Origin of the sequence: Arenibacter arenosicollis, from assembly GCF_014397245.1 — a bacterium.
GTDB lineage: Bacteria > Bacteroidota > Bacteroidia > Flavobacteriales > Flavobacteriaceae > Arenibacter > Arenibacter arenosicollis.
Genome location: NZ_JACLHY010000014.1, coordinates 102,090 through 123,009, shown reverse-complemented (window position 1 = coordinate 123,009; position 20,920 = coordinate 102,090). Strand labels below are relative to the sequence as shown.

14 protein-coding genes and 1 pseudogene are annotated in these 20,920 nt (G+C 40.5%); 6 read left to right on the top strand and 9 right to left on the bottom strand.

Features of this window, described 5'->3' with window-relative positions; genetic code table 11:
- Nucleotides 1–751: 751 nt before the first annotated feature.
- From H4O18_RS14125 to H4O18_RS14105, 5 genes are all read right to left on the bottom strand, one after another.
- Nucleotides 752–1,270 carry a ferritin gene (locus tag H4O18_RS14125; protein ID WP_187585668.1) on the bottom strand — a complete coding sequence of 173 codons (519 nt, stop codon included), beginning with the start codon at nt 1,268–1,270 and terminating at the stop codon, nt 752–754.
- A gap of 71 nt (nt 1,271–1,341) precedes the next feature.
- Nucleotides 1,342–3,465, bottom strand: a complete 2,124-nt coding sequence (locus H4O18_RS14120) for a Tex family protein (RefSeq protein ID WP_187585666.1) — start codon at nt 3,463–3,465, stop codon at nt 1,342–1,344.
- A gap of 44 nt (nt 3,466–3,509) precedes the next feature.
- A complete protein-coding gene (gene metG / locus H4O18_RS14115) occupies nt 3,510–5,588 on the bottom strand; it encodes a methionine--tRNA ligase (protein WP_187585664.1) in 2,079 nt (692 codons plus the stop codon).
- 134 nt (nt 5,589–5,722) lie between these two features.
- The gene (locus H4O18_RS14110; protein ID WP_187585662.1) at nt 5,723–7,438 is read right to left on the bottom strand and encodes a DUF1501 domain-containing protein; all 1,716 of its coding nucleotides are present in this window, start codon (nt 7,436–7,438) and stop codon (nt 5,723–5,725) included.
- Nucleotides 7,439–7,449: 11 nt separating this feature from the next.
- On the bottom strand, nt 7,450–8,958 hold the full coding sequence (locus tag H4O18_RS14105) for a DUF1800 domain-containing protein (protein ID WP_187585660.1): 1,509 nt from the start codon (nt 8,956–8,958) through the stop codon (nt 7,450–7,452).
- 191 nt (nt 8,959–9,149) lie between these two features.
- Here H4O18_RS14105 and H4O18_RS14100 point away from each other — a divergent pair, with 191 nt between their 5' ends.
- Entirely contained in the window at nt 9,150–9,509 is a 360-nt protein-coding gene (locus tag H4O18_RS14100) for a YraN family protein (RefSeq protein ID WP_187585657.1), read from the top strand.
- Nucleotides 9,510–9,560: 51 nt separating this feature from the next.
- Complete coding sequence (locus tag H4O18_RS14095; protein ID WP_187585655.1) at nt 9,561–10,220, top strand: aspartate kinase; 660 nt, start codon at nt 9,561–9,563, stop codon at nt 10,218–10,220.
- A gap of 120 nt (nt 10,221–10,340) precedes the next feature.
- On the opposite strand, the gene H4O18_RS14090 is transcribed toward H4O18_RS14095, so the two are convergent.
- The 3 genes and pseudogenes from H4O18_RS14090 to H4O18_RS14080 form a co-directional block, all read right to left on the bottom strand.
- Complete coding sequence (locus H4O18_RS14090; protein WP_187585680.1) at nt 10,341–11,672, bottom strand: TlpA disulfide reductase family protein; 1,332 nt, start codon at nt 11,670–11,672, stop codon at nt 10,341–10,343.
- A 16-nt stretch (nt 11,673–11,688) separates the two neighbouring features.
- Nucleotides 11,689–15,072 (bottom strand): transcription-repair coupling factor, encoded by a 3,384-nt coding sequence (gene mfd, locus H4O18_RS14085; protein ID WP_425489138.1) that lies wholly within the window; start codon nt 15,070–15,072, stop codon nt 11,689–11,691.
- Between the two features lie 93 nt (nt 15,073–15,165).
- Nucleotides 15,166–15,369, bottom strand: a pseudogene (locus H4O18_RS14080) (SCO family protein); the annotation flags it as partial.
- A gap of 482 nt (nt 15,370–15,851) precedes the next feature.
- On the opposite strand from H4O18_RS14080, the gene H4O18_RS14075 reads away from it, so the two are divergent.
- The 4 genes from H4O18_RS14075 to H4O18_RS14060 all read left to right on the top strand — a co-directional run bounded on the left by H4O18_RS14075 (nt 15,852) and on the right by H4O18_RS14060 (nt 19,720).
- Nucleotides 15,852–16,160, top strand: a complete 309-nt coding sequence (locus H4O18_RS14075) for a dihydroxy-acid dehydratase domain-containing protein (RefSeq protein ID WP_222942419.1) — start codon at nt 15,852–15,854, stop codon at nt 16,158–16,160.
- Nucleotides 16,161–16,313: 153 nt separating this feature from the next.
- Nucleotides 16,314–17,078 (top strand): SDR family NAD(P)-dependent oxidoreductase, encoded by a 765-nt coding sequence (locus tag H4O18_RS14070; RefSeq protein WP_187585651.1) that lies wholly within the window; start codon nt 16,314–16,316, stop codon nt 17,076–17,078.
- 70 nt (nt 17,079–17,148) lie between these two features.
- Complete coding sequence (locus H4O18_RS14065; RefSeq protein WP_187585649.1) at nt 17,149–18,024, top strand: SMP-30/gluconolactonase/LRE family protein; 876 nt, start codon at nt 17,149–17,151, stop codon at nt 18,022–18,024.
- Nucleotides 18,025–18,094: 70 nt separating this feature from the next.
- Nucleotides 18,095–19,720 (top strand): sodium:solute symporter, encoded by a 1,626-nt coding sequence (locus H4O18_RS14060; RefSeq protein WP_187585647.1) that lies wholly within the window; start codon nt 18,095–18,097, stop codon nt 19,718–19,720.
- 135 nt (nt 19,721–19,855) lie between these two features.
- Here H4O18_RS14060 and H4O18_RS14055 read toward each other — a convergent pair whose 3' ends face one another.
- On the bottom strand, nt 19,856–20,740 hold the full coding sequence (locus H4O18_RS14055) for a dienelactone hydrolase family protein (protein WP_187585645.1): 885 nt from the start codon (nt 20,738–20,740) through the stop codon (nt 19,856–19,858).
- Nucleotides 20,741–20,920 lie beyond the last annotated feature (180 nt).

The window sequence follows — 20,920 nt, the reverse complement described above, 5'->3', positions numbered from 1 at the left end:
GGTACCGGAAGGGAGAAATTCCACAAACTGCTCAATGATTAATTAAATTTATAAGGATATAAACTTTCTGTTTCTGCTTAATAGCTTGCAATAAAGACATTGTTGGCACTAACCAAACTCCCCTCTTAAGAGGGGTTAGGGGTGTGTTTTTGGCAGGTTAAACCAAAGCCGAATCTCTTGCCCCCTCCCGAAGACCTGGCCTGTCAATCCCTTCCGTCTCCTCCGCTGCTAGCGGAGGATCCACCTTCCCTTATCCAAGGGAAGGAGCCCTTGCTATCGTCATTGCTTGTCTTATGTTTTAGGCTATTACGTCATCGGTTCCGGCAGGGAGAAATTCCACAAGTTGCTCAAGTTTTGATAGACAACTTTTCAAAAAGGACAATTTTGGATCAGTGGATATTTCGCTGTGCTAAATTGGTATGACCGTGCCGCACTTATTAGAAGACAGTTAAATGCATAAAGCCAGGAAGGCACAAGGTATTCAAAGTTTAAGCAACCTTCTGCATTAGATCAAAACAAGGACAGCGATTGCATCTCTTGGATTCCGACTTTTTGTACTTGTCGCAACACTTGGTTTTGCACCCCTGGGGAACCATTTCCTTGAGAGCAGTTTTCTGCTCCTTTTTTAAAGCTTTTTTTAGCTTTTTTTCGGTTTTCTTGTCCTGTTTTTTCTTCTTGCCCACCTCTGATCTAAATCAAGGAAGCAAAAATATCTATTTTAATTCAATCTAAATAAGATTAAATGTTAAAATTATGCCTTCGGGGTTATGGCCGCACTATTGGCTGTAATCTGCTGTATATCACGATCAAACAGATATAGACCGCCCTTATCATTTCCGATCAGGTTAATCTTGTCCAGAATATTACGGGCCAATGCCTCTTCCTCAATTTGTTCTGCCACATACCATTGTAGGAAATTATGGGTGGCATAATCCTTTTCCTGAAGGGTTACATGTACCAGCTCGTTAATGCTATCCGATACAAAAATTTCATGGTCCAATAACTCGTGGAACATTTTTTGAAAACTCCCGAAGTCGGTTTTGGGTGCGTTAAGCGCAGATACATAAGCATGTCCTCCTCTTTCATTGATATATTTCACCAATTTGAGCATATGTAAACGTTCTTCATCGGACTGGTTATACATAAATTGAGCAATCCCCTCCAGCCCTTTGCCTTCGGCCCAAGAAGCCATGGATAAATATACTTGTGAAGACTCGGCTTCAATACGCACCTGTTCGTTCAGTGCTTTTTCTAATTTTTCGGACAACATAACTTTTTAAATTTTACCTAAAGTTACAAATAAATGATTCTATTGCCTACCCGGCATCTTAAGTTTTGAGCTTATTTATGCAAAGCCAATTGGATCCGTTTTCTGGGAATATCCACTTCCAATACTTTAACAATAATTTGCTGATGTAGGCTAACGTGTTCGTTCACATCTTTTACAAAACTATCCGATAGGTTGGAGATATGGATCAGGCCACTTTCCTTGATGCCTACATCTACAAAACAGCCAAAATTGGTAATATTGTTTACAATTCCCGGTAACAATTGTCCCGCGCTAAGATCGGCAATGGTTCTTATGTTCTGATTAAAGGTAAATACCTTTGCCTTTTCCCGTACGTCCAATCCCGGTTTCTCCAATTCCTTTACAATATCCTGTAAGGTGGGCAATCCCACATTATCAGTACAATATTGTTTAAGGTCTATCTTTTTCAGGATTTCCTTGTTTCCTATAATTTCCGAAAGGGGAACGCCTTGGTCCTTGACCATTTTTTGTACTAGGGAATAGCTTTCAGGATGTACTGCGGAATCATCCAACGGATTTTTTGCTTGTTTAATACGTAAAAATGCTGCCCCCTGTTCAAAGGCCTTAGCTCCTAAACGAGGCACCTTTTTTATTTCACTCCGACTGGTAAAGGCACCATTTTCGTTTCTGTATGACACAATGTTTTCTGCCAGTTTTGGTCCTATTCCGGAAACATAACTCAATAGCGGTACACTGGCCGTATTAATATTGACCCCCACAGTATTTACACAGCTTTCTACAGCGGCATCCAAGGAATTTTTCAAAAGATTTTGGTCCACGTCATGTTGGTATTGTCCCACCCCGATCGACTTGGCATCTATTTTAACCAATTCGGCCAAGGGATCTGCCAGTCTTCTTCCAATGGATACGGCACCCCTAACGGTAACATCGTAATTAGGGAATTCATCACGGGCAATTTTGGAGGCCGAATAAATAGAGGCACCGGCCTCACTAACCACAAATACCTCAATATTATTTTTAAATTGAATACGCTTTATTAACTGTTCGGTTTCCCTTGAGGCAGTACCATTTCCAATAGCTATCGCCTCTATCTTATGGGCATCCGCCAAGGAACTAATTTTCTTAATGGCGCCCTTACTGTCGTTTTGAGGCGCATGTGGGTAAATGGTCTCATTGTGTTCCAAATCGCCCTGAGCGCTTAGGCAAACCACTTTACAGCCCGTTCTAAATCCTGGGTCAATTGCCAAAATTCTTTTCTCGCCCAAAGGAGATCCCAACAACAACTGCCTTAGGTTCTTGGAAAACACTTGAATAGCCGATTCATCCGCTTTTTCCTTGGCGTTTTTAAGGATCTCATTGGAAAGTGAGGGGTACAGCAACCTTTTATAGGCATCCTGAATGGCCAATTGAATATGTTGAGTAGTAGTATTTTTGTTTTTGATGATCCTATACTCTATGTTGGAGATGGCCTTGTCGTCGTCTATCTCTACTTTAACCCTTATAAAACCTTCGTTTTCGGCCCGTAAAATAGCTAGTAGTCGGTGCGAGGGACAGCGATTAAGGGGTTCGCTCCATTCAAAATAGTCCCTAAACTTTTGAGCCTTCTCATCATCTTTCTTTGTGGAAATAACCTTGGTGGATATTAAGGCGAATTTTTCCAATTGGGTCCTGATCTGATTTCGGATATCGGCACGTTCGTTTATCCATTCAGAAATAATATGTCGAGCTCCCTCCAGGGCATCATCTTCATTGGGTACGGCTTCACTTACATATTTTGAAGCCTCAAAATCAATTTCATCGGTACGCTGGGCCATGATGATTTTGGCCAAAGGTTCCAGGCCATTTTTAATGGCGGTTTCTGCCTTGGTTTTCCGTTTTTTCTTAAAAGGGAGATACAAATCTTCCAAAGTAGTAAGATCCTCGGCATTGGCGATCTTTTGTCCTAATTCTGGTGTAAGGGAATCTTGTTCCTCTATAGACTTTAGGATGGTCGATTTGCGTTTTTCCAAGGCCTCAAACTGGGCTTTGTATTGTACAATAGCACCAATTTGCACCTCATCCAAATTTCCGGTACGTTCTTTTCGGTATCGGGAAATAAAGGGCAGGGTACAATCCTCGTTCAATAAGGCCACCGTATTCTCTATGCCTTTAGCAGGAAGTTGGGTGTTTTTTGTGATGTAGGAAATGAGGTTCATGGGGTATTTTGATTTTTAAGTAGAAGGTTTCAAGGCATTCAGCCTTAATTTATTGTCTCACCACTTTCAACCCCATCTTCATCCGGATTAACAAATACCAATTTGCCATCGGCGTTTTCGGTCATAAGAATCATCCCCTCGCTGTCAACTCCACGTAAGGCCCTAGGTGCCAGGTTCACCAAAACGGTTACTTTTTTACCTATGATATCCTCTGGTGAAAAGCTTTCCGCAATACCCGATACTATGGTTCTCACATCCAAACCGGTATTTACTTTCAATACCAACAATTTTTTTGCTTTTGGCATTTTTTCTGCTTCGATAATAGTTCCTACCCTCATGTCCAACTTGGAAAAATCATCAAAGGTAATGGTGTCTTTTTGTGGGCTCACTTCTTTGTTCATAGTTTCATTTGCTTTTTTGGTAGCTTCCAATTTATCCAACTGTGCCTGAATGGTTTCGTCCTCAATTTTGCTGAACAAGAGCTCTGCAGCCCTTATCTGATGTCCGGCTGGAATCAGGTCCTCTTTATGGGCCACCGTTTCCCAGCTTAGGGTGTTGTCCAAAGTTTCAAATCCAAGTATTGTCTTCAGTTTTGCTGATGTGAAGGGCAAAAATGGTTCGCTTAACACGGCAAGGGCCGATGCTATTTGAAGGGCAACGAACATAATGGTCTTTACTCTTTCTTCGTCCTGTTTTATTACTTTCCAAGGTTCTTCATCGGCCAAGTACTTGTTGCCCAAGCGGCTTAAATTCATAACTTCTTGGCCCGCTTCCCGGAAACGGTATCTTTCAATGGAATTGGCAATGATTTCAGGATATTTTTTTAGTTCTGCCAGAGTTTCCCGATCTACCTCGCTAAAGGCGCCTGGAGTAGGCACAATACCATTGTAATACTTGTTGGTAAGCACCACTACTCGGTTAATAAAATTCCCGTAAATGGCCACCAATTCGTTATTGTTCCTAGCTTGGAAATCTTTCCAGGTAAAATCGTTATCCTTGGTTTCAGGGGCAGTTGCCGTAAGCGTATACCTTAGAACATCTTGCATGTTTGGAAAATCCTCCAAGTACTCATGCAACCATACCGCCCAATTCTTGGAGGTGGACAATTTGTTGCCTTCCAAATTTAAAAATTCATTGGCCGGGACATTTTCCGGTAAAATAAAATCGCCATGTGCCTTTAGCATACTGGGGAAAATAATACAGTGGAATACAATATTATCCTTCCCAATAAAATGTACCATTTTGGTATCCTTGGCTTTCCAATAAGGTTCCCAATCCTTGCCTTCCCTGGCCGCCCATTCCTTGGTAGAGGAAATGTAACCAATTGGGGCATCGAACCAAACATACAGCACCTTGCCTTCGCCGCCTTCAACGGGAACAGGGATTCCCCAATCCAGATCTCGGGTTACCGCCCTTGGTTTTAAGCCGTCGTCGATCCAAGATTTACATTGGCCGTAAACATTGGGTTTCCAGTCGTTCTTATGACCTTCCAAAATCCATTTCTTTAAAAAATCCTCGTATCTGTCCAAGGGTAAAAACCAGTGTTTGGTTTCTTTTAGAGAGGGTACTGCCCCCGAGATGGTAGATTTGGGATTAATAAGGTCCGTGGCATTTAAGGTGGAACCACAGTTTTCACACTGATCGCCATAAGCTTCCTCGAAGCCACATTTTGGGCAAGTACCAATTACAAAACGATCGGCCAAAAACTGTTGTGCTTCCTGGTCGTACAATTGTTCTGTAGTTTCCTCAATAAAATCTCCCTGTTCATATAGTTTCACAAAGAAATCCGAGGCAGTTTTATGGTGTACTTCCGCGGAAGTTCTAGAATAATTGTTGAATGTGATCCCAAAATCCTCAAAGGATTGTTTAATAATACCGTGGTATTTATCTATAATGTTTTGAGGGGTAACACCTTCTTTTTTGGCTTTCATCGAAATTGCAACCCCGTGTTCGTCACTTCCACAGACGAAGGCCACATCATTGCCATTTAATCTCAAGTATCTTGCGTAGATATCCGCAGGTACATAAACACCGGCCAAATGCCCTATGTGTATAGGTCCGTTGGTATATGGCAATGCTGCGGTAATTGTATATCTTGCTGGCTTTTGAAGGTTCTGCGACATTATTTTTGGATTAGGGTGCAAAAATAAAGATTTTTAGCCGCAGCTGAGGTATTCATTCAAAAAATAAGCCTTCGTTACCCTGAAAACAATTCAGAATTTACGAAGGCTTCTCGCATAGTAAGTAGGGGGTGAATTTATGCTACCATTATGGATTTGCTGAGATTTTGATTTTGAACCTGTATTCTATAAATGTATTTTCCAGATGCCAAATAAGTTGGCAATCCTTCCCTGATGTTTATTTCTGTGGATCCTTCCAACATCATTTCATTAAATACCGATCCCAAATATTGACCCATAATGTTGAACAATTGTATGTTTACATGGGCGCTAAATGGCATTTCGAGGTAAATGTGAGGTGTTGAATCCGTAGGGTAAAAAGGTTTGTGGATAATGGCGTTTATCAATTCAGGATTTGGATTTTCCCCAGGTGGATCTGTTGGTGATGGAGGTGTAGGATTTCCGTCACTATAAGTAATTTCGGGAAAATCCACTCCGCTACAATTAAATCCTAAATTTACCGGAGTATATGTGTATCCGTCCATTATATGTTGTTCAACAAGAGGAATATCTACACACAGCCATTCTGCCAATACAGTGGCATATAGGTCTCTAAAGTCCATAGTGTATTCCAGGTTACCTCGACTATTGGGCTCGTCCAAAGATGGATGCTCGCCCACAAAGGCACTTCCATTAAGTCCAGATCCAAAAAATAGGGTAGGAGCGGCTTTGCCATGATCTGTTCCATTAGATCCATTTTCGTAAATCCTTCTGCCAAATTCTGAAAAGGTCATACTCAATACCTTTTCATCTTGTTGGGTAAAGGCCAGGTCATCGTAAAAATTGTCTACCGCAATGGATAAATTGGACATTAGCCGTTCGTGCACCAAAGGTTGATTTCCATGGGTGTCAAAACCACCCAAACTGATCATATAGACTTTGGTACCAAGATTACCTTTTATTAATCGTGCCAATAGAGCCAATTGCCTTGCAAAACCGTTATTTTGATACTCTATTTGGTTTGCTCCACGCATATAGGCCTCATGTATTTTTCCAGCGTACTCATTGGTTACGTTGGAAACACCTCTAAGAAATTTTATCTGATCGCTATACATACAATCATCAAAAAGGGCATCATCTACTGAATATTGCAAGCCAGTTTCCGCAATCTGTTCCAACTGATCAATATTATTGGTTACAAAGGCGTAGTTGGTTTCTTCTCCTTCAAAAACTAAACTTCCGTAGTTACCAACTTGTATGGCGGCTGGACCCTCTGGTCTACTGCCTGGGAAATCCGATAAATAATCGGGATATAAATTTTCAAAATGTCTTCCCATCCATCCGGTATCACGTCCACTGAATCCTGTTGTGGTTAAATCGGTATTGGCAAAAATATCAGATCCGGTAAAATGGGACAGACTTTGGCCTTCATAACCTACGCCATGTACTGCTTTAAATTGACCCTCGCCCCACATGGGCTCCAGGGATTTCATATAGGTAGGAACCCCATATTCATCCGTCAATCTTAATATTTTACTTTCCGGCAGATAAATATTTGGGCGTGCGTTGGCATAGATGTCGTATTGATTAATAGGAATGATGGTACTGAGACCGTCATTTCCACCCGATAATCGAATTAATATAAGAATATTATCAGTTTCCGCAGCAGCAATTGCCGCTGTTAAAGGGGAAGGTGCGGATGCAGTTAAAAAATTACTTCCCAGCATCATGGAGCCTGAACCGGCAATTCCTAAGGCTTGTAAAAAAGAACGCCTGCTCCAAGCCTTATGTTCTAAATCGTGACCATCATGGTCTTTGCCTTTATGGGGTGAATTATGATGAGTATCGCACATAATGGTCGGTTTTATTTAAGTTGAAATTCGGGTTGTCTGGAAAGATGTCTTAATAGAAGATGAACCTGTGAGGGAACCTCTTGGCTTACGCTTAATATCCATAAGGATTGTCCTCCGGGAATATAATCGGGTCCATAGTATTCTTCCGGTACATCCCCTATTTTAAATGCCGACATGGCATTGTCAAATTCTTGTTCGGTGAACATTCCTTTGGGGGTTATTTTATCAACTATGGCCCGTACTACAATCTCTGGGTTACTTGTATTGCTGTTGGCAGGACCAACGGCATTCATGGCAAATGTCCTGAATTGTTCTGTGTTGTCCTGAAAGAAGCCGTCGATAATGGACTCTAAGGTTAGCCAACGTCCTATCATAAAATTGGTATTAATCCAATCTCTGTTTCGTTGCCATCCGGCAACATCAAAAGGATCAAACAAATCCTGGCCCAACAAACCGCTATAATTTATTAGGCTACCAATTGTAGTGTCATTATAGGTAAAACTTGTTTCGTTAATAATATTTAGATAAAGGTCGAACGGACTTTTAATAATAACCCCAATCGCTTCATCGTCAAAAAAATGTTGACTTTTAAAAAGTTGACTTAAGACTGGAGCCAATTCAAAACCACTGCTTACAAAGGTATTGGTTAGCCCATCAATAATTGTCTTGGCATTATTTGCTTCATCTGTGGAGTCTGGGTGTACAAAAAATTCATATAACTTTTTACATATGAAATACCCTATTTGGTCACCTCTTTCCTCAAAAAGAATGTCGATAACATCATCATATCCCCAATTGCCGGTTCTTCCGAATATAGTTTTGTTTTCAGTATTGAATTTAGTAGCATCGAACAATACTTGTTCACAGCCGATTTCTCCCCTTTCTACATAGCCAGAAATGGCCTTGGCAGTTTCAATGATATCCTCTTCGGTATATCCGTTTCCTTCGCCCAATGTAAATAGTTCGTACAGTTCACGTGCATAGTTCTCATTGGGATTGTTACCATTGTTGTAAACCCCATCCAAATAGTAGAGCATGGCACTGGTAAGGCCTATTTCACTAACAAAGGTTTTAAAATTGCCTATAGCATTCCGCTGAAGACAGTTGATATAATAATAGAGGAATGAATTACAATTGTAGACGTCCAATTCTGTTACAAAATGATTGCTCCAAAAGAAACTTAAACGATCTCTTAGATTATTGTTCAGCAATGAATTGGTATAGGCCAGCTTAAATTCTTCTTGTTGTGACCTTATTATTTGTCCCCGTTGGTCATCATCCTCAGGATAATTGCTGTTGTTCCAATTGGCCCAAACAGGGGCGGCCAATGTGGGCATGTTCTGTGCCCCGGTGATAAGTGAATTTACCAAGGTAGTGGCATTCTGGCCAGTGGCTTGATTAATAGTCTGCACAGAGGCACTAAAACCCAATCTTCTATATAGATGTGCGGCCCTTTGTGCATCCAGTGAGGTGGTGTAGGGGGCCAAACTAGAAGTATTACAGTTTATGAAATATTCCATAATTAATTCCGCATTTGATAGGTTACTAGTAAGGGGTCATTGCATAACGCACAATTAAATTGGAAATTATGTCCAATACAAATAATTCGTTATACTGCATAAAAAATTACGTGGATTGTTGAAATTTGGCCGACATTAGGTTGAATTTTTCGACCAAATGCACGTTTTTTGGTAAATAGAATTGGAATAGTATGGGGAAGCACAACGAATTTGGCAAAAAGGGAGAGCAATTGGCGGTGAACCATTTAACTAAAAATGGCTATAGGGTAGTTCATAGAAATTATAGGTATTTGAAAGCAGAAATCGATATTATTGCAAAAAAAGGAGATATTTTGGCAATTGTTGAGGTGAAATCGAGAAGTTCGGATTATATGCAATCCATTGCCGAGACGGTTACAGAAAAGAAAATTAAGCTACTTGTCATGGCTGCAGATCATTACATTATTAGTAAAGATCTTGATGTAGAGGCTAGGTTCGATATCATTACCGTACATAAAAATGGGGCTAATTTTAATATTGAACATCTAGAAAATGCATTTTATCATTTTTAATTACTTGTTTTATTTGTAACAATTTGTTATTTTTACCAAAATTTTAAGAAAATGAAGACTATTTCATCGGTCGTGGAAGACTACATTAAGAAGAAGCCATTTTTGCAAAGTGCTCTAGCTCAAGGTATTATTAATTTAACATCGCTTTCTAGGATAGTAAAACCAGAAATTGAAGGTGAGTTGGGTAAGGATATTCGCAACGGTGCAATTGTAATGGCTTTAAAACGCCTTTCCGATGATTTGGAGTTCCGTGCGACCCACAAAATAATTAAAGTCTTAAAAAATATAGGGGAGATTACGGTAAGGTCGTCCTTGACCGATTTTACCTTTTTGGTGTCCGAATCCATTTTGGAAAATCAGACTGTATTGTTGAAGGAAGTAAATAGGAATAAGGACGTTTTCTATACCTCCTCAAGAGGGGTCAACGAACTCAATATTGTTGTCAGCAATATTTTGGATGAGGCAGTGGAAGAGTTGTTCAAGAATGAGAAATGTACCCAGAAGGCTGAAAACCTTTCCTCCATTACCGTAAAATTACCGGCCGAGAACGTTTCTGTACCAGGAATTTATTACTTTATTTTTCAACGCTTGGCTTGGGAGGGGATCGTGTTATATGAAGTAATTTCCACAACCAACGAATTTACCATAATTGTTAACGATGAGCAGGTCGACGTTGCCTTTAAAACCATTAAGGACCTTAAAACTTTGTAGGACTTCAATGTTGTAATATAGCAATTAATCAATGTAGCAATTGGTTAATGTGCCAAGGTTCCAATGTGTTAACGTGAAAATGCGATATTTTGAAAACGCACTGACTCCAATTAAGGTGTGTTATTTGTCCTCTTTTAAAAATTTCACAACCTCTTCGTAATTCTCCGGGTTGGCTACAATGCGCTTTTCCCTATCCAAAATATAATAAGTAGGTGTTTGATGTATGTTGTATAGGGTTGTATACGGACTTTCCCATTTTCCCAAAGCAATACCATGAATAAAGGCCGGTAGTTTTGTAGATTCCTTTTTCCAAGTTTCATCATCATCTTCCAGGCCAATTGCGAGTACCTTTACTCCAGAAATGTCTTTTATTCTTTTATGAAGTTCGGGCAGTTGTTGTAGACAATGCGAACATGTGCTACTCCAAAAAACAACTACATAATATTTAGCCCTCGAAAGATCAGTAAGTTTTTTAACGGTACTACCTTCATTCCAAGAGATTTCCGGAGCCTTTGCCCCAAAACGCAGTCGATTATGGGTTTCAATGTTATTTAGGATGTCAGCCTTATTGGTTTCTGTGGCCAAATTTTTAAGGTAATTCCCATAAATATCATCTGCCAGGTTGTTATAGTTGTTGCTGGTTGCCTGTGTCCAAAGACGATTGAATAACTGTACCTTATTGGTTGCACTGACATTTTCCAATACACTCGCTAATTCCTTTACATTATTCTTCATTATCACCTCTTTTTCCTCAACCGACAGCTGTTGGGGGGGAAGAGCGGTAAACACATAATTTACGACTTTATCTGTCAAAAAGCCCGATCCCAATATCATCGTATCCTGAAAGTCCAAGGCATCAAAATAATGTTGCTTTTTTTGCTGCACATAGGTTTCAACGTCTACAAATCCAGCAGGAATATAGGGGCTATTTGCCGAAATAAAATGCCCAGAGATCATCCCTGCGGATTGGGTTTCATACGATTTTTGGACAGTGGCAAGTTTTTTAAAAAGTTCTTTGATTATATTTCGGTCCTTATTGCCATTGGAATAATATTGAACAATTTGTTTCTCCAGTTCATGAACTTCTTTAAAGTACTTGGTGTAGAGTGAATTTTCTTTTGAGCTAATAAAGAATAGACCTTTTTGGGAATCAAAGGATAGTATAATATCTTCCTTGCCATTGTATATCACATCAAAATAGAATTCTTCCTGTGGCACGGCATATACCAATCTATACATGCCGGTTTTGGCGTTTGCCGGAATGCTTAGCGAAAAAGCACCATTCTCTACGGCAGTGTCGGCTATATAATTTTGATGGTCAGGATTCAATTTATAAGCGATTAGCCATTTGTAATCTTCGGCCGGGGATAAATTCCCTGAAATGGTATGTTGGGCCTCCAAAATAAAAGTGAAGCTCAGGGTGAAAAGTAATAGGATATTTTTTAATAGCATCAACTTTAGGGTGTTTTTATGGAACCGTTATCCCTGGTTTTGGGATAAGGGAATCGAAGGGTTGAATGGATTTATAGGCTTTATCAATAGAATTTATATGTTCAAAGACCAGTAACAATCGCAATCCGTTGCGGGTCTGCTTTTCTTTAAGTTTCGCAAGCTTGGCATGGGCCTGTACAAATTGTAATACGGAGGTAAAGGAACTGCTTTGGTAAAAATCCGATTGTTGGTCCGCAATAAAATAGCCGATCATTTTGCCCTTTTTCATCACTATTTTCTCCAAGCCAATACTGTTGGCTATCCATTTGATGCGGACGGAGTTTAATAAATCCTCGGCCTGGGTAGGGAGGTCCCCAAATCTGTCGACCAATTCGGACTCGAACTTTTGTAAACCTTCCTCATCGGAAACCTGGTTGAGTTCTGTGTAGAGATTTAAACGTTCGGTAATATTGTTGATATAATCATCTGGAAAAAGCAATTCAAAATCGGAATCGATCTGGGTTTCTTTTACAAAGATTTTTGGTTTGCCTCCAATTTCTTCATACAGATCCTTGAATTCGTTTTCCTTTAGTTCGTCTATGGCTTCAGCCAATATTTTTTGATAGGCATCAAAGCCAATTTCGTTTATAAATCCACTTTGTTCTCCTCCCAATAAGTCCCCGGCACCTCTAATTTCCAAATCCTTCATGGCAATATTAAAACCACTGCCAAGATCAGTAAATTGTTCCAAGGCCTGAATTCTCTTTCGGGCATCATTGGTCATTACATCATAAGGAGGGGTAATAAAATAACAGAAAGCTTTTTTATTGCTTCGACCTACACGTCCCCGCATTTGATGCAAATCGCTAAGGCCAAAATTATTGGCATTGTTAATAAAAATGGTATTGGCATTGGTAACATCCAAGCCGCTTTCCACTATGGTGGTAGAGACCAATACATCGAACTCACCATTCATAAACGCCAACATAAGGGTCTCCAATTTTTTGCCCTCCATTTGCCCGTGCCCAATGCCTATTTTGGCATCCGGTACCAATCTTTGTATCATTCCGGCAACTTCCTTAATATTTTCAATTCTATTGTGGATAAAGAAAACTTGTCCGCCTCGTTGGATTTCATAGGAAATGGCATCGCGTATAGTCTCTTCGTTGAAGCGTATTACCTCGCTTTCTATGGGATATCTGTTGGGGGGTGCCGTATTGATAACCGATAGATCCCTTGCAGCCATTAAACTAAATTGAAGGGTTCTCGGAATGGGAGTTGCCGTTAGGGTAAGCACATCTACGTTTTCCTTAATGGATTTTAATTTGTCCTTTACGGATACGCCAAATTTTTGTTCCTCATCTACGACCAAAAGGCCTAGATCTTTAAATTTTACGTTTTTGTTCACCAATTGATGGGTGCCTATAATTATATCTACTTTTCCGGCTGCAAGATTTTCCAAAGTTTCCTTTTTCTCCTTGGCGGTCCTAAAGCGGTTTACATAATCTACGGTCACCGGCATTTCCTTCAGACGTTCCGAAAAAGTCCTGTGGTGTTGAAAGGCCAAAATAGTTGTTGGGACCAAAACGGCAACTTGTTTTCCGTTGTCCACGGCCTTAAAGGCAGCCCTTATGGCCACTTCCGTTTTACCAAAACCAACATCTCCACAGACAAGTCGGTCCATGGGCCTTTCACTTTCCATGTCTTTCTTGATGTCTTCCGTTGATTTACTTTGATCCGGGGTATCCTCGTAAATAAAGGAAGCTTCCAACTCGTGCTGTAAGTAGCTATCCGGACCGTATTGAAAGCCCTTTTCCAATCTGCGTTTGGCGTAGAGCTGTATAAGGTCGAATGCAATTTTTTTAACTCGGGATTTGGCCTTGTCCTTGATCTTTTTCCAGGCGCCAGAACCTAGTTTATATATTTTTGGGGGTGCCCCGTCCTTCCCATTGAATTTGGAAATTTTGTGTAGGGAATGTATGCTGACATAAAGAATGTCCCTTTCCCCGTACATTAACTTTATGGCTTCCTGTTTCTTTCCTTCAACATCTATCTTTTGAAGTCCGCCGAATTTTCCGATCCCATGGTCTATATGGGTAACGTAATCCCCAATTTCCAGTTTGTTCAGATCCTTTAAAGTAATGGCCTGCTTTTTGGCATAACCATTTTTCAAATGGAATTTTAGATAACGCTCAAAGATCTGATGGTCCGTATAGCAGGCAATCTTTAAATCCTGATCTATAAATCCTTGATATAGCGGAAGAACAATAGTTTTATAATGGACTTCCTTTCCTACTTCATCAAAAATATCATGGAAACGTTTGGCCTGCTGGTCCGTGGCACAAAACAGATAATTGGTGTAGCCATTTTTATAATTATCGTTTAGATTTTCAATTAACAAATCGAACTTTTTGTTAAAGGAAGGTTGTGGCTTTGTATTGAACACGATGGTTTCGGGGTCACTCGAAGCTTTTGTGCCTCCATCGATCTCTATCAAACCAAAATCGGCCAACTGATGTTTTAATAAGTCGGAATTGGTGAACAATTCCATAGGTTTGGCATGCTGTATTTCTTTGGATAGTTTAGTAAAGGCCTCTTCGGCCTTTTCAAAAAATGAATCTAACCTAGCATACAATAAACTCAGGTTTTTGCTAAAAATGAGGGTGTTTGGAGATATGTATTTAAGGAAGCTTTCCCTGTTTTCATCCAAAAATTTGTTTTCTACATTGGGGATGATGGTAATCTTTTTCACTTTTAGTGTAGACAACTGGGTTTCCACATCAAAGGTTCTAATACTCTCCACCTCGTCTCCAAAAAATTCAATCCTATAAGGTTCATCATGGCTAAAGGAAAATACGTCCATGATTCCACCGCGAACTGAAAATTCTCCTGGTTCAGTGACAAAATCGACCCGTTTAAATTTATATTCGAACAAAACCTCATTTAAAAAGTCGATCGAAAGGGTATCCTCCAGTTTAATTTTTAGGGTATTTTTCTCCAGTTCTTTCCTGGTTACCACTTTTTCAAAAAGGGCGTCAGCATAGGTAACGATGATCGCCGGTTTTTTTCTGGAGTTGATGCGGTTGAGGACTTCTGCACGCAAAAGCACATTGGCATTGTCCGTTTCCTCGATCTGGTATGGCCTTCTATAACTCCCTGGATAAAACAGTACGTCGCTATCCCCAATGAACTGTTCAAGGTCGTTCAAGTAATAGGCCGCTTCCTCCTTGTCGTTTAAAATAAATAAAAATGGTGATTCGGATTTGCGAAAGATTTCAGCTATTACAAAGGATAAAGCGGAACCTGTGAGTCCTTTGATATTGGTTCGGGTTGGGGAAGTCGTAGAGGTGTTATCTTTAAAATTGGCAATACGAGACCTCAGTATTCCCAGTTGGGGAGACTGTGCGAACAGTTGTAACATTGAAGATTTTGTCAACCGTAAATTTTATTGCAAATATAAAGCTTGATTATCCTTTTTACAAAAGATGGCAGGGAATTAAAAAATGAATATGTTCTAATTCACCAATTCTATAATTTTGGATACCGTTTCTTCATTGTTTACCCCCAAGCCTTCCTGCTGATAGGCCAATTCCCCTTCCTGATCAAAAACGCTAATAATGTTGGAATGTGAAAAATCCATAGGGGATATTTTTTTGTAGTTTACCGCCAGTACTGCCGAAAATTCACGGGTGTCCCCTTCGGAACCTCTTAGAAATATATTGTCAACTGTGCCTGGGCTTGACAGGATAAAAGGATAAAAAAAAGAATTTTAAGGGGTTTCTTTATTTTCATAATTGCTATGGTTGATTTTTTCCGAGGCAAAATTCAGGCGGTTATCTTTAATGGAATATGATATTTGTCATATGGAATAAGTTGAAATACATTCTTCACCTTTTGAAACTTGCCCATGTATATTTTGGCGCATTACTAGGGATACATATATTTATGATCTTGTAATTCTGAACATACTTATGCCCAATTTTAAATTCCTTAAAAAACGACCTATTTATTTCGGAAAAGTTCACGATATTGAAGCCTGCAAATAAGGATTGAGTGAAATACTCACAATAAAATGATGATTTATAAAAATGAATTCCACCCAAATATCATTAGGGAGGAACCAAAGTTTTGTAGATTCTTTAGAAACCCAAGAAATGGGTTTAATGCTGTGGTCTTTGGGAATATACCGATGAATTGGAGGTGGACGAAAGCTGTGTTCTAGTACTTAAAAATGTTGGGCCCAAAGGATATCCCGGAATGCCGGAAGTAGGTAATATGGGATTGCCCAAAAAACTTTTGGAAAAAGAAGTCAAGGATATGGTCCGTATTTCGGAAGGTCGTATGAGTGGAACCGGTTTTGGGACAGTAGTGCTACATGTTTCCCCGGAGGCTGCCATGGGCGGTAATTTTTCGGTAATTGAAAATGGGGATCTGACAACCCTTGATGTACACAGTAGTAGCCTGACTGTAGTAGTTAGTGATGAAGAATTGGAAAGGCGCAAGAAATAGAGGGCAGTGCCTCCACCAATAGTGGACAGGGGCTATGTAAATTTATATGTCGACCATGTACAACATGAACATTTGGGTGCGGATATGGACTTTTTATAGGGAAAATCGGGAAGTTAAGTCCCTAGGGATTCCCATTAATACTATTGATTGATTATGGATTTTAAGGGTAAAGTAGCCATTGTTACAGGAGCGGGACAGGGAATAGGCTTGGAGATTTGTAAACAATTGGTGGCCCATGGGGCCAATGTTCTTCTGAACGATTTGGATGCCACTTTAACGAAGGAAGCAGTGGCGGACATGGATGGTAACAATGGAAAATGTATTGGTCTTGCTGGGGATTCCAGTGATATGCAATTAATACAAAAAATGGTAGATACGGCAGTTACAGAATTCGGGAAACTGGATGTGGTGGTCGCCAATGCCGGGATTACCCTCTTTGGGGAATTCCTTACCTATACACCAGAATCTTTCTTTGAGGTAATGAAAGTAAATTTGGGAGGGAGTTTTTTTCTGGCACAGTCCGCAGCCAACCAAATGAAAAAGCAAGGTTCTGGCGGATCCATTCTTTTTATGTCTTCGGTAACAGGGCATCAGGCACATGAGAATTTAGCGGCCTATGGTATGAGTAAGGCGGCCTTGGAAATGCTGGCCAAGAATTTGGTCATAGAGTTATCGCCCTATAAAATAAACGTCAATACCGTGGCTCCTGGTGCTACCTTGACCGAGAGGACCTTGAAGGATAAAGACTATTTTGGGACTTGGGAAAGTATTACGCCCCTTGGCAGACCTGCATCTGTCAATGATATAGCCCAAGCTGTTTTGTTTTTGATCTCCGATAATGCCAAACACATAACGGGACAGAGTTTGGTAATCGATGGAGGTTGGACCTCGGTCAGTCCGTCTCCTTATAAGAAATAGGCGTTTCCCTAATGTTTAATAAATTTAATATGACCTTAATAGGTCTAGCAATAAAATGACAATTCTTACTATGAATCCAAAAGTTGTATGTGAAAAAATAAGCGAATTGGGGGAAGGCCCGTTGTGGAACCCTTCCAGAAAATTAATATGTTGGGTAGATATCCTAAATGGCCATATTCATGAATGGTCACCCGCATCCGAAACCCTTAACACCCTTCAGGTAGGTCAAATGATCGGGGCTATGGCAGTTTGTAACGATGGAAATTATATTGCTGCAATGAAGGATGGTTTTGGATTTGTGAATTGTAAAACTGGCAAAGTTGATATAGTTGCCAATCCAGAGAAACATTTACCGGAAAATAGGTTTAACGATGGTAAATGTGACCCCGCTGGTCGCTTTTGGGCCGGTACTATGCCAATTTCCGAGGATGAAGATTCAGGCAGTCTTTATATGCTGGGCGCTGGAAATAAAGTAGAAAAAAAAGAAAGCAATATTAGTATTTCCAATGGCTTGGCCTGGAGTATGGACCATAAGGTTTTGTATTTTATAGACACGCCCACGCTAAAGGTGGTAGGGTATGATTTCGATATTGAAACTGGACATATTTCCAATAAAAGAACCATAATCAATGTGCCTAAGGAGGAGGGATTCCCAGATGGAATGACCATAGATAACGAGGGAATGCTTTGGATAGCCCATTGGGGTGGATGGCAAGTTACCCGCTGGAATCCTATTACCGGGAAAAAATTATCAGCCATTAAATTACCAGTTTCCAACGTTACCTCATGTGCTTTCGGGGGCAAATCCATGGAGGATCTGTACATTACTTCGGCAAGGAAGGGGCTCAGTAAAGTGGAATTGGAAAAGCAACCCCTGGCCGGGTCGTTATTTGTTGTCAGACCATCTGGTTTTACTGGTGTCGAGGCATATACGTTTAAGAATTGAAATATGATAGATTTCTAACCATACCTAAATATTACAGTTTAAATAGTAAAACCAACTAAACCAAATTATAATGAAGGGATTGGACGTTCTGGATTGGGTCGTGATCACAGCCTATTTCGTAATACTACTTGGTGTTGCCTGGTGGGTAATAAAACAAAAGCAAAAAAATACAGAGGACTATTTTTTGGCCGGACGGAACATTGGGTGGTTTATGGTAGGGGCCTCTATTTTTGCTTCCAATATTGGGTCCGAGCATGTAGTTGGATTAGCAGGTAATGGGGCAGGCGATAAAATGCCATTATTGATTTATGAAATGCACGCCTGGATCGTTTTAATGTTGGGTTGGGTGTTTTTGCCATTTTATGCCAGAAGCGGGGTTTTTACAATGCCCGAATTTTTGGAAAAGAGATTCGATGCTCGTTCACGTTGGGTCCTTTCCATAGTATCTTTGATTGCCTATATCCTAACTAAGGTGTCCGTAACCATTTACGCAGGTGGGGTAGTGGTTTCGGCTTTATTGGGAATACCTTTTTGGATCGGTGCGGTAGCAACCGTGGCACTTACGGGTCTGTATACCATTTTGGGAGGAATGCGGGCTGTAGTCTATACGGAGACCATACAGGCCATTGTATTGGTGCTGGGGGCAGGAATCCTTAGTTTTATGGGACTTGAAGCCGTAGGGGGCTGGGGAGAGTTAAAGGAAACCATTGGGGTGGATTATTTTAATATGTGGCGGCCCAATTCGGATCCGGATTATCCATGGCTTCCATTATTTCTTACCAGTACCATCGTTGGTATCTGGTATTGGTGTACCGATCAAGTTATTGTACAAAGGGTGCTTACGGCCAAAAGTATAAAAGCTGGTAGAAGGGGCAGTATCTTTGGGGCACTTTTAAAACTAATGCCGGTTTTTCTTTTTCTGATTCCCGGAGTTGTGGCTTTGGGACTTAAAATGCAGGGAAAATTACATTGGGACAATCCTGATGAGGCCTTTCCAGTATTAATGAGCAACCTTTTGCCTTCCGGTCTCCGTGGTTTGGTAGCGGCGGGACTACTGGCGGCCTTGATGAGTTCCCTGGCTTCCGTATTTAATTCCTGCTCCACTTTGTTTACCTTGGATATCTATAAAAAACTGAAACCTGATAAACCAGAGGAGGAATTGGTAAAAACCGGTAGGACGGCAACTTTTTTCGTGGTTGGATTAGGGCTGTTGTGGATACCTGTAATTACAAGGCTCTCGGACGGACTTTATGAATACTTGCAGAACGTACAGGCCTACATTTCGCCACCGATAACTGCGGTATTCCTGTTGGGAATTTTTTACAAACGCATTAATGCCAACGGAGCCATAGCCACCTTGGTAGGTGGGTTGATTATAGGCTTTTCCAAACTGACCCTGGAAATTATGAAATCCAGTTTTATCGAGGGCAGTTTCCTGTTCAACTTGGCCGACATTAATTGGTTGGTATTTGCGGCTTATTTCTTTGCCCTCTGTATTGCCATCGCTGTTATAGTAAGTATGTTTTATCCAGCCCCATCGGCTGCACAATTGTCCGGCCTTACCTTTGGTACGGTTACGGATAAACAGAAGGATGAAAATAAGGCTAGCTATAATATTTGGGATATTATGGCCTCGGTACTGGTAGTGATCATAGTGGTGTATATTATGATATCTTTTAGTACGCTTTCCCTGTAATAACAGTTATAGTCCAAGCGATCAATTATTTTGCAAATTGAAATTGATCGCTTGGATCAATAAAGTGTTATTAAAAGTATTCTGACGAATCAGAAAGTTTTAAGTGCTGTTTATAGGCTTTCGTTCTGATTGGCCTTATCCTAGCTTTTCTTTAAAAAAATCGATTGTCCGTCCCCAGGCCAATTCAGCAGCTTCCCTGTCATACCTAGGTGTGGTATCATTGTGAAAACCATGGTTTGCATTGGGGTAGATATAGGCCTTATATTCTTTGCCATGTTTCTTTAAAGCTTCCTCATAGGCTGGCCAACCTTCATTGACGCGTTTGTCCAATTCGCCAAAATGGAGTAGCAAGGGAGCGTTTATTTTTTCAATACCTTCAGTTGGTTGTCCGCCGTAAAAAGGGACAGAAGCCCCCAAATTTGGCACTTTGACCGCCATCATATTGGAAATCCAACCACCAAAACAGAATCCTACTACACCAACCTTGCCGGAACATTCAGGGTGGGCTGTCAAGTGTTTAAAGGCCGCTATAAAATCTTCCAACATCTCATTGCGATCACGCTTGCCCTGTAGTTCGCGGCCGTCATCGTCGTTGCCGGGATAACCGCCCAAGGGCGTCAAGGCATCGGGAGCCAAGGAGATAAACCCTGCAAGTCCGGCCCTGCGTCCAACATCTTCGATATGCGGATTCAATCCACGGTTTTCGTGCACCACAATAATTCCTGGAAGTTTTACCTTGGCATCAGCGGGTCGTGATAGCAGACCCTTTATGGAACCTCCGCCTTTGGGCGAATTATAATGGATAAATTCCGATTTTAATTTGGGATCATTGGGCTGAATCTGGATTTTTTTCACATAATCTGGAGAGATAAAACTTAGAAGCGACGCCACCGTGAGCCCTCCGACCGCATAGGTGGATAATTTATCCATAAACAATCTTCTACTTACCCTATCGTGGGCATAATCATCATAAAGGTCAAAAACCTCTTGTTTAATGTCTTCTTTTTTTAATGGTTCCATGAGTGTAGTTTTATAATTGAACGTCCTTTTGGCCTATTTATAGTGTTGAGTACGGATGCCGAGCCAAGGTTTTGAGCAGAAGTTAAAGAACTTAATTTATTCTTTAACACCATGGGGAAAATTTGTAATAGGAAGGTCGCCATAAACCTGAACTTATTAAAAGTATAAAAATAGTTCCAA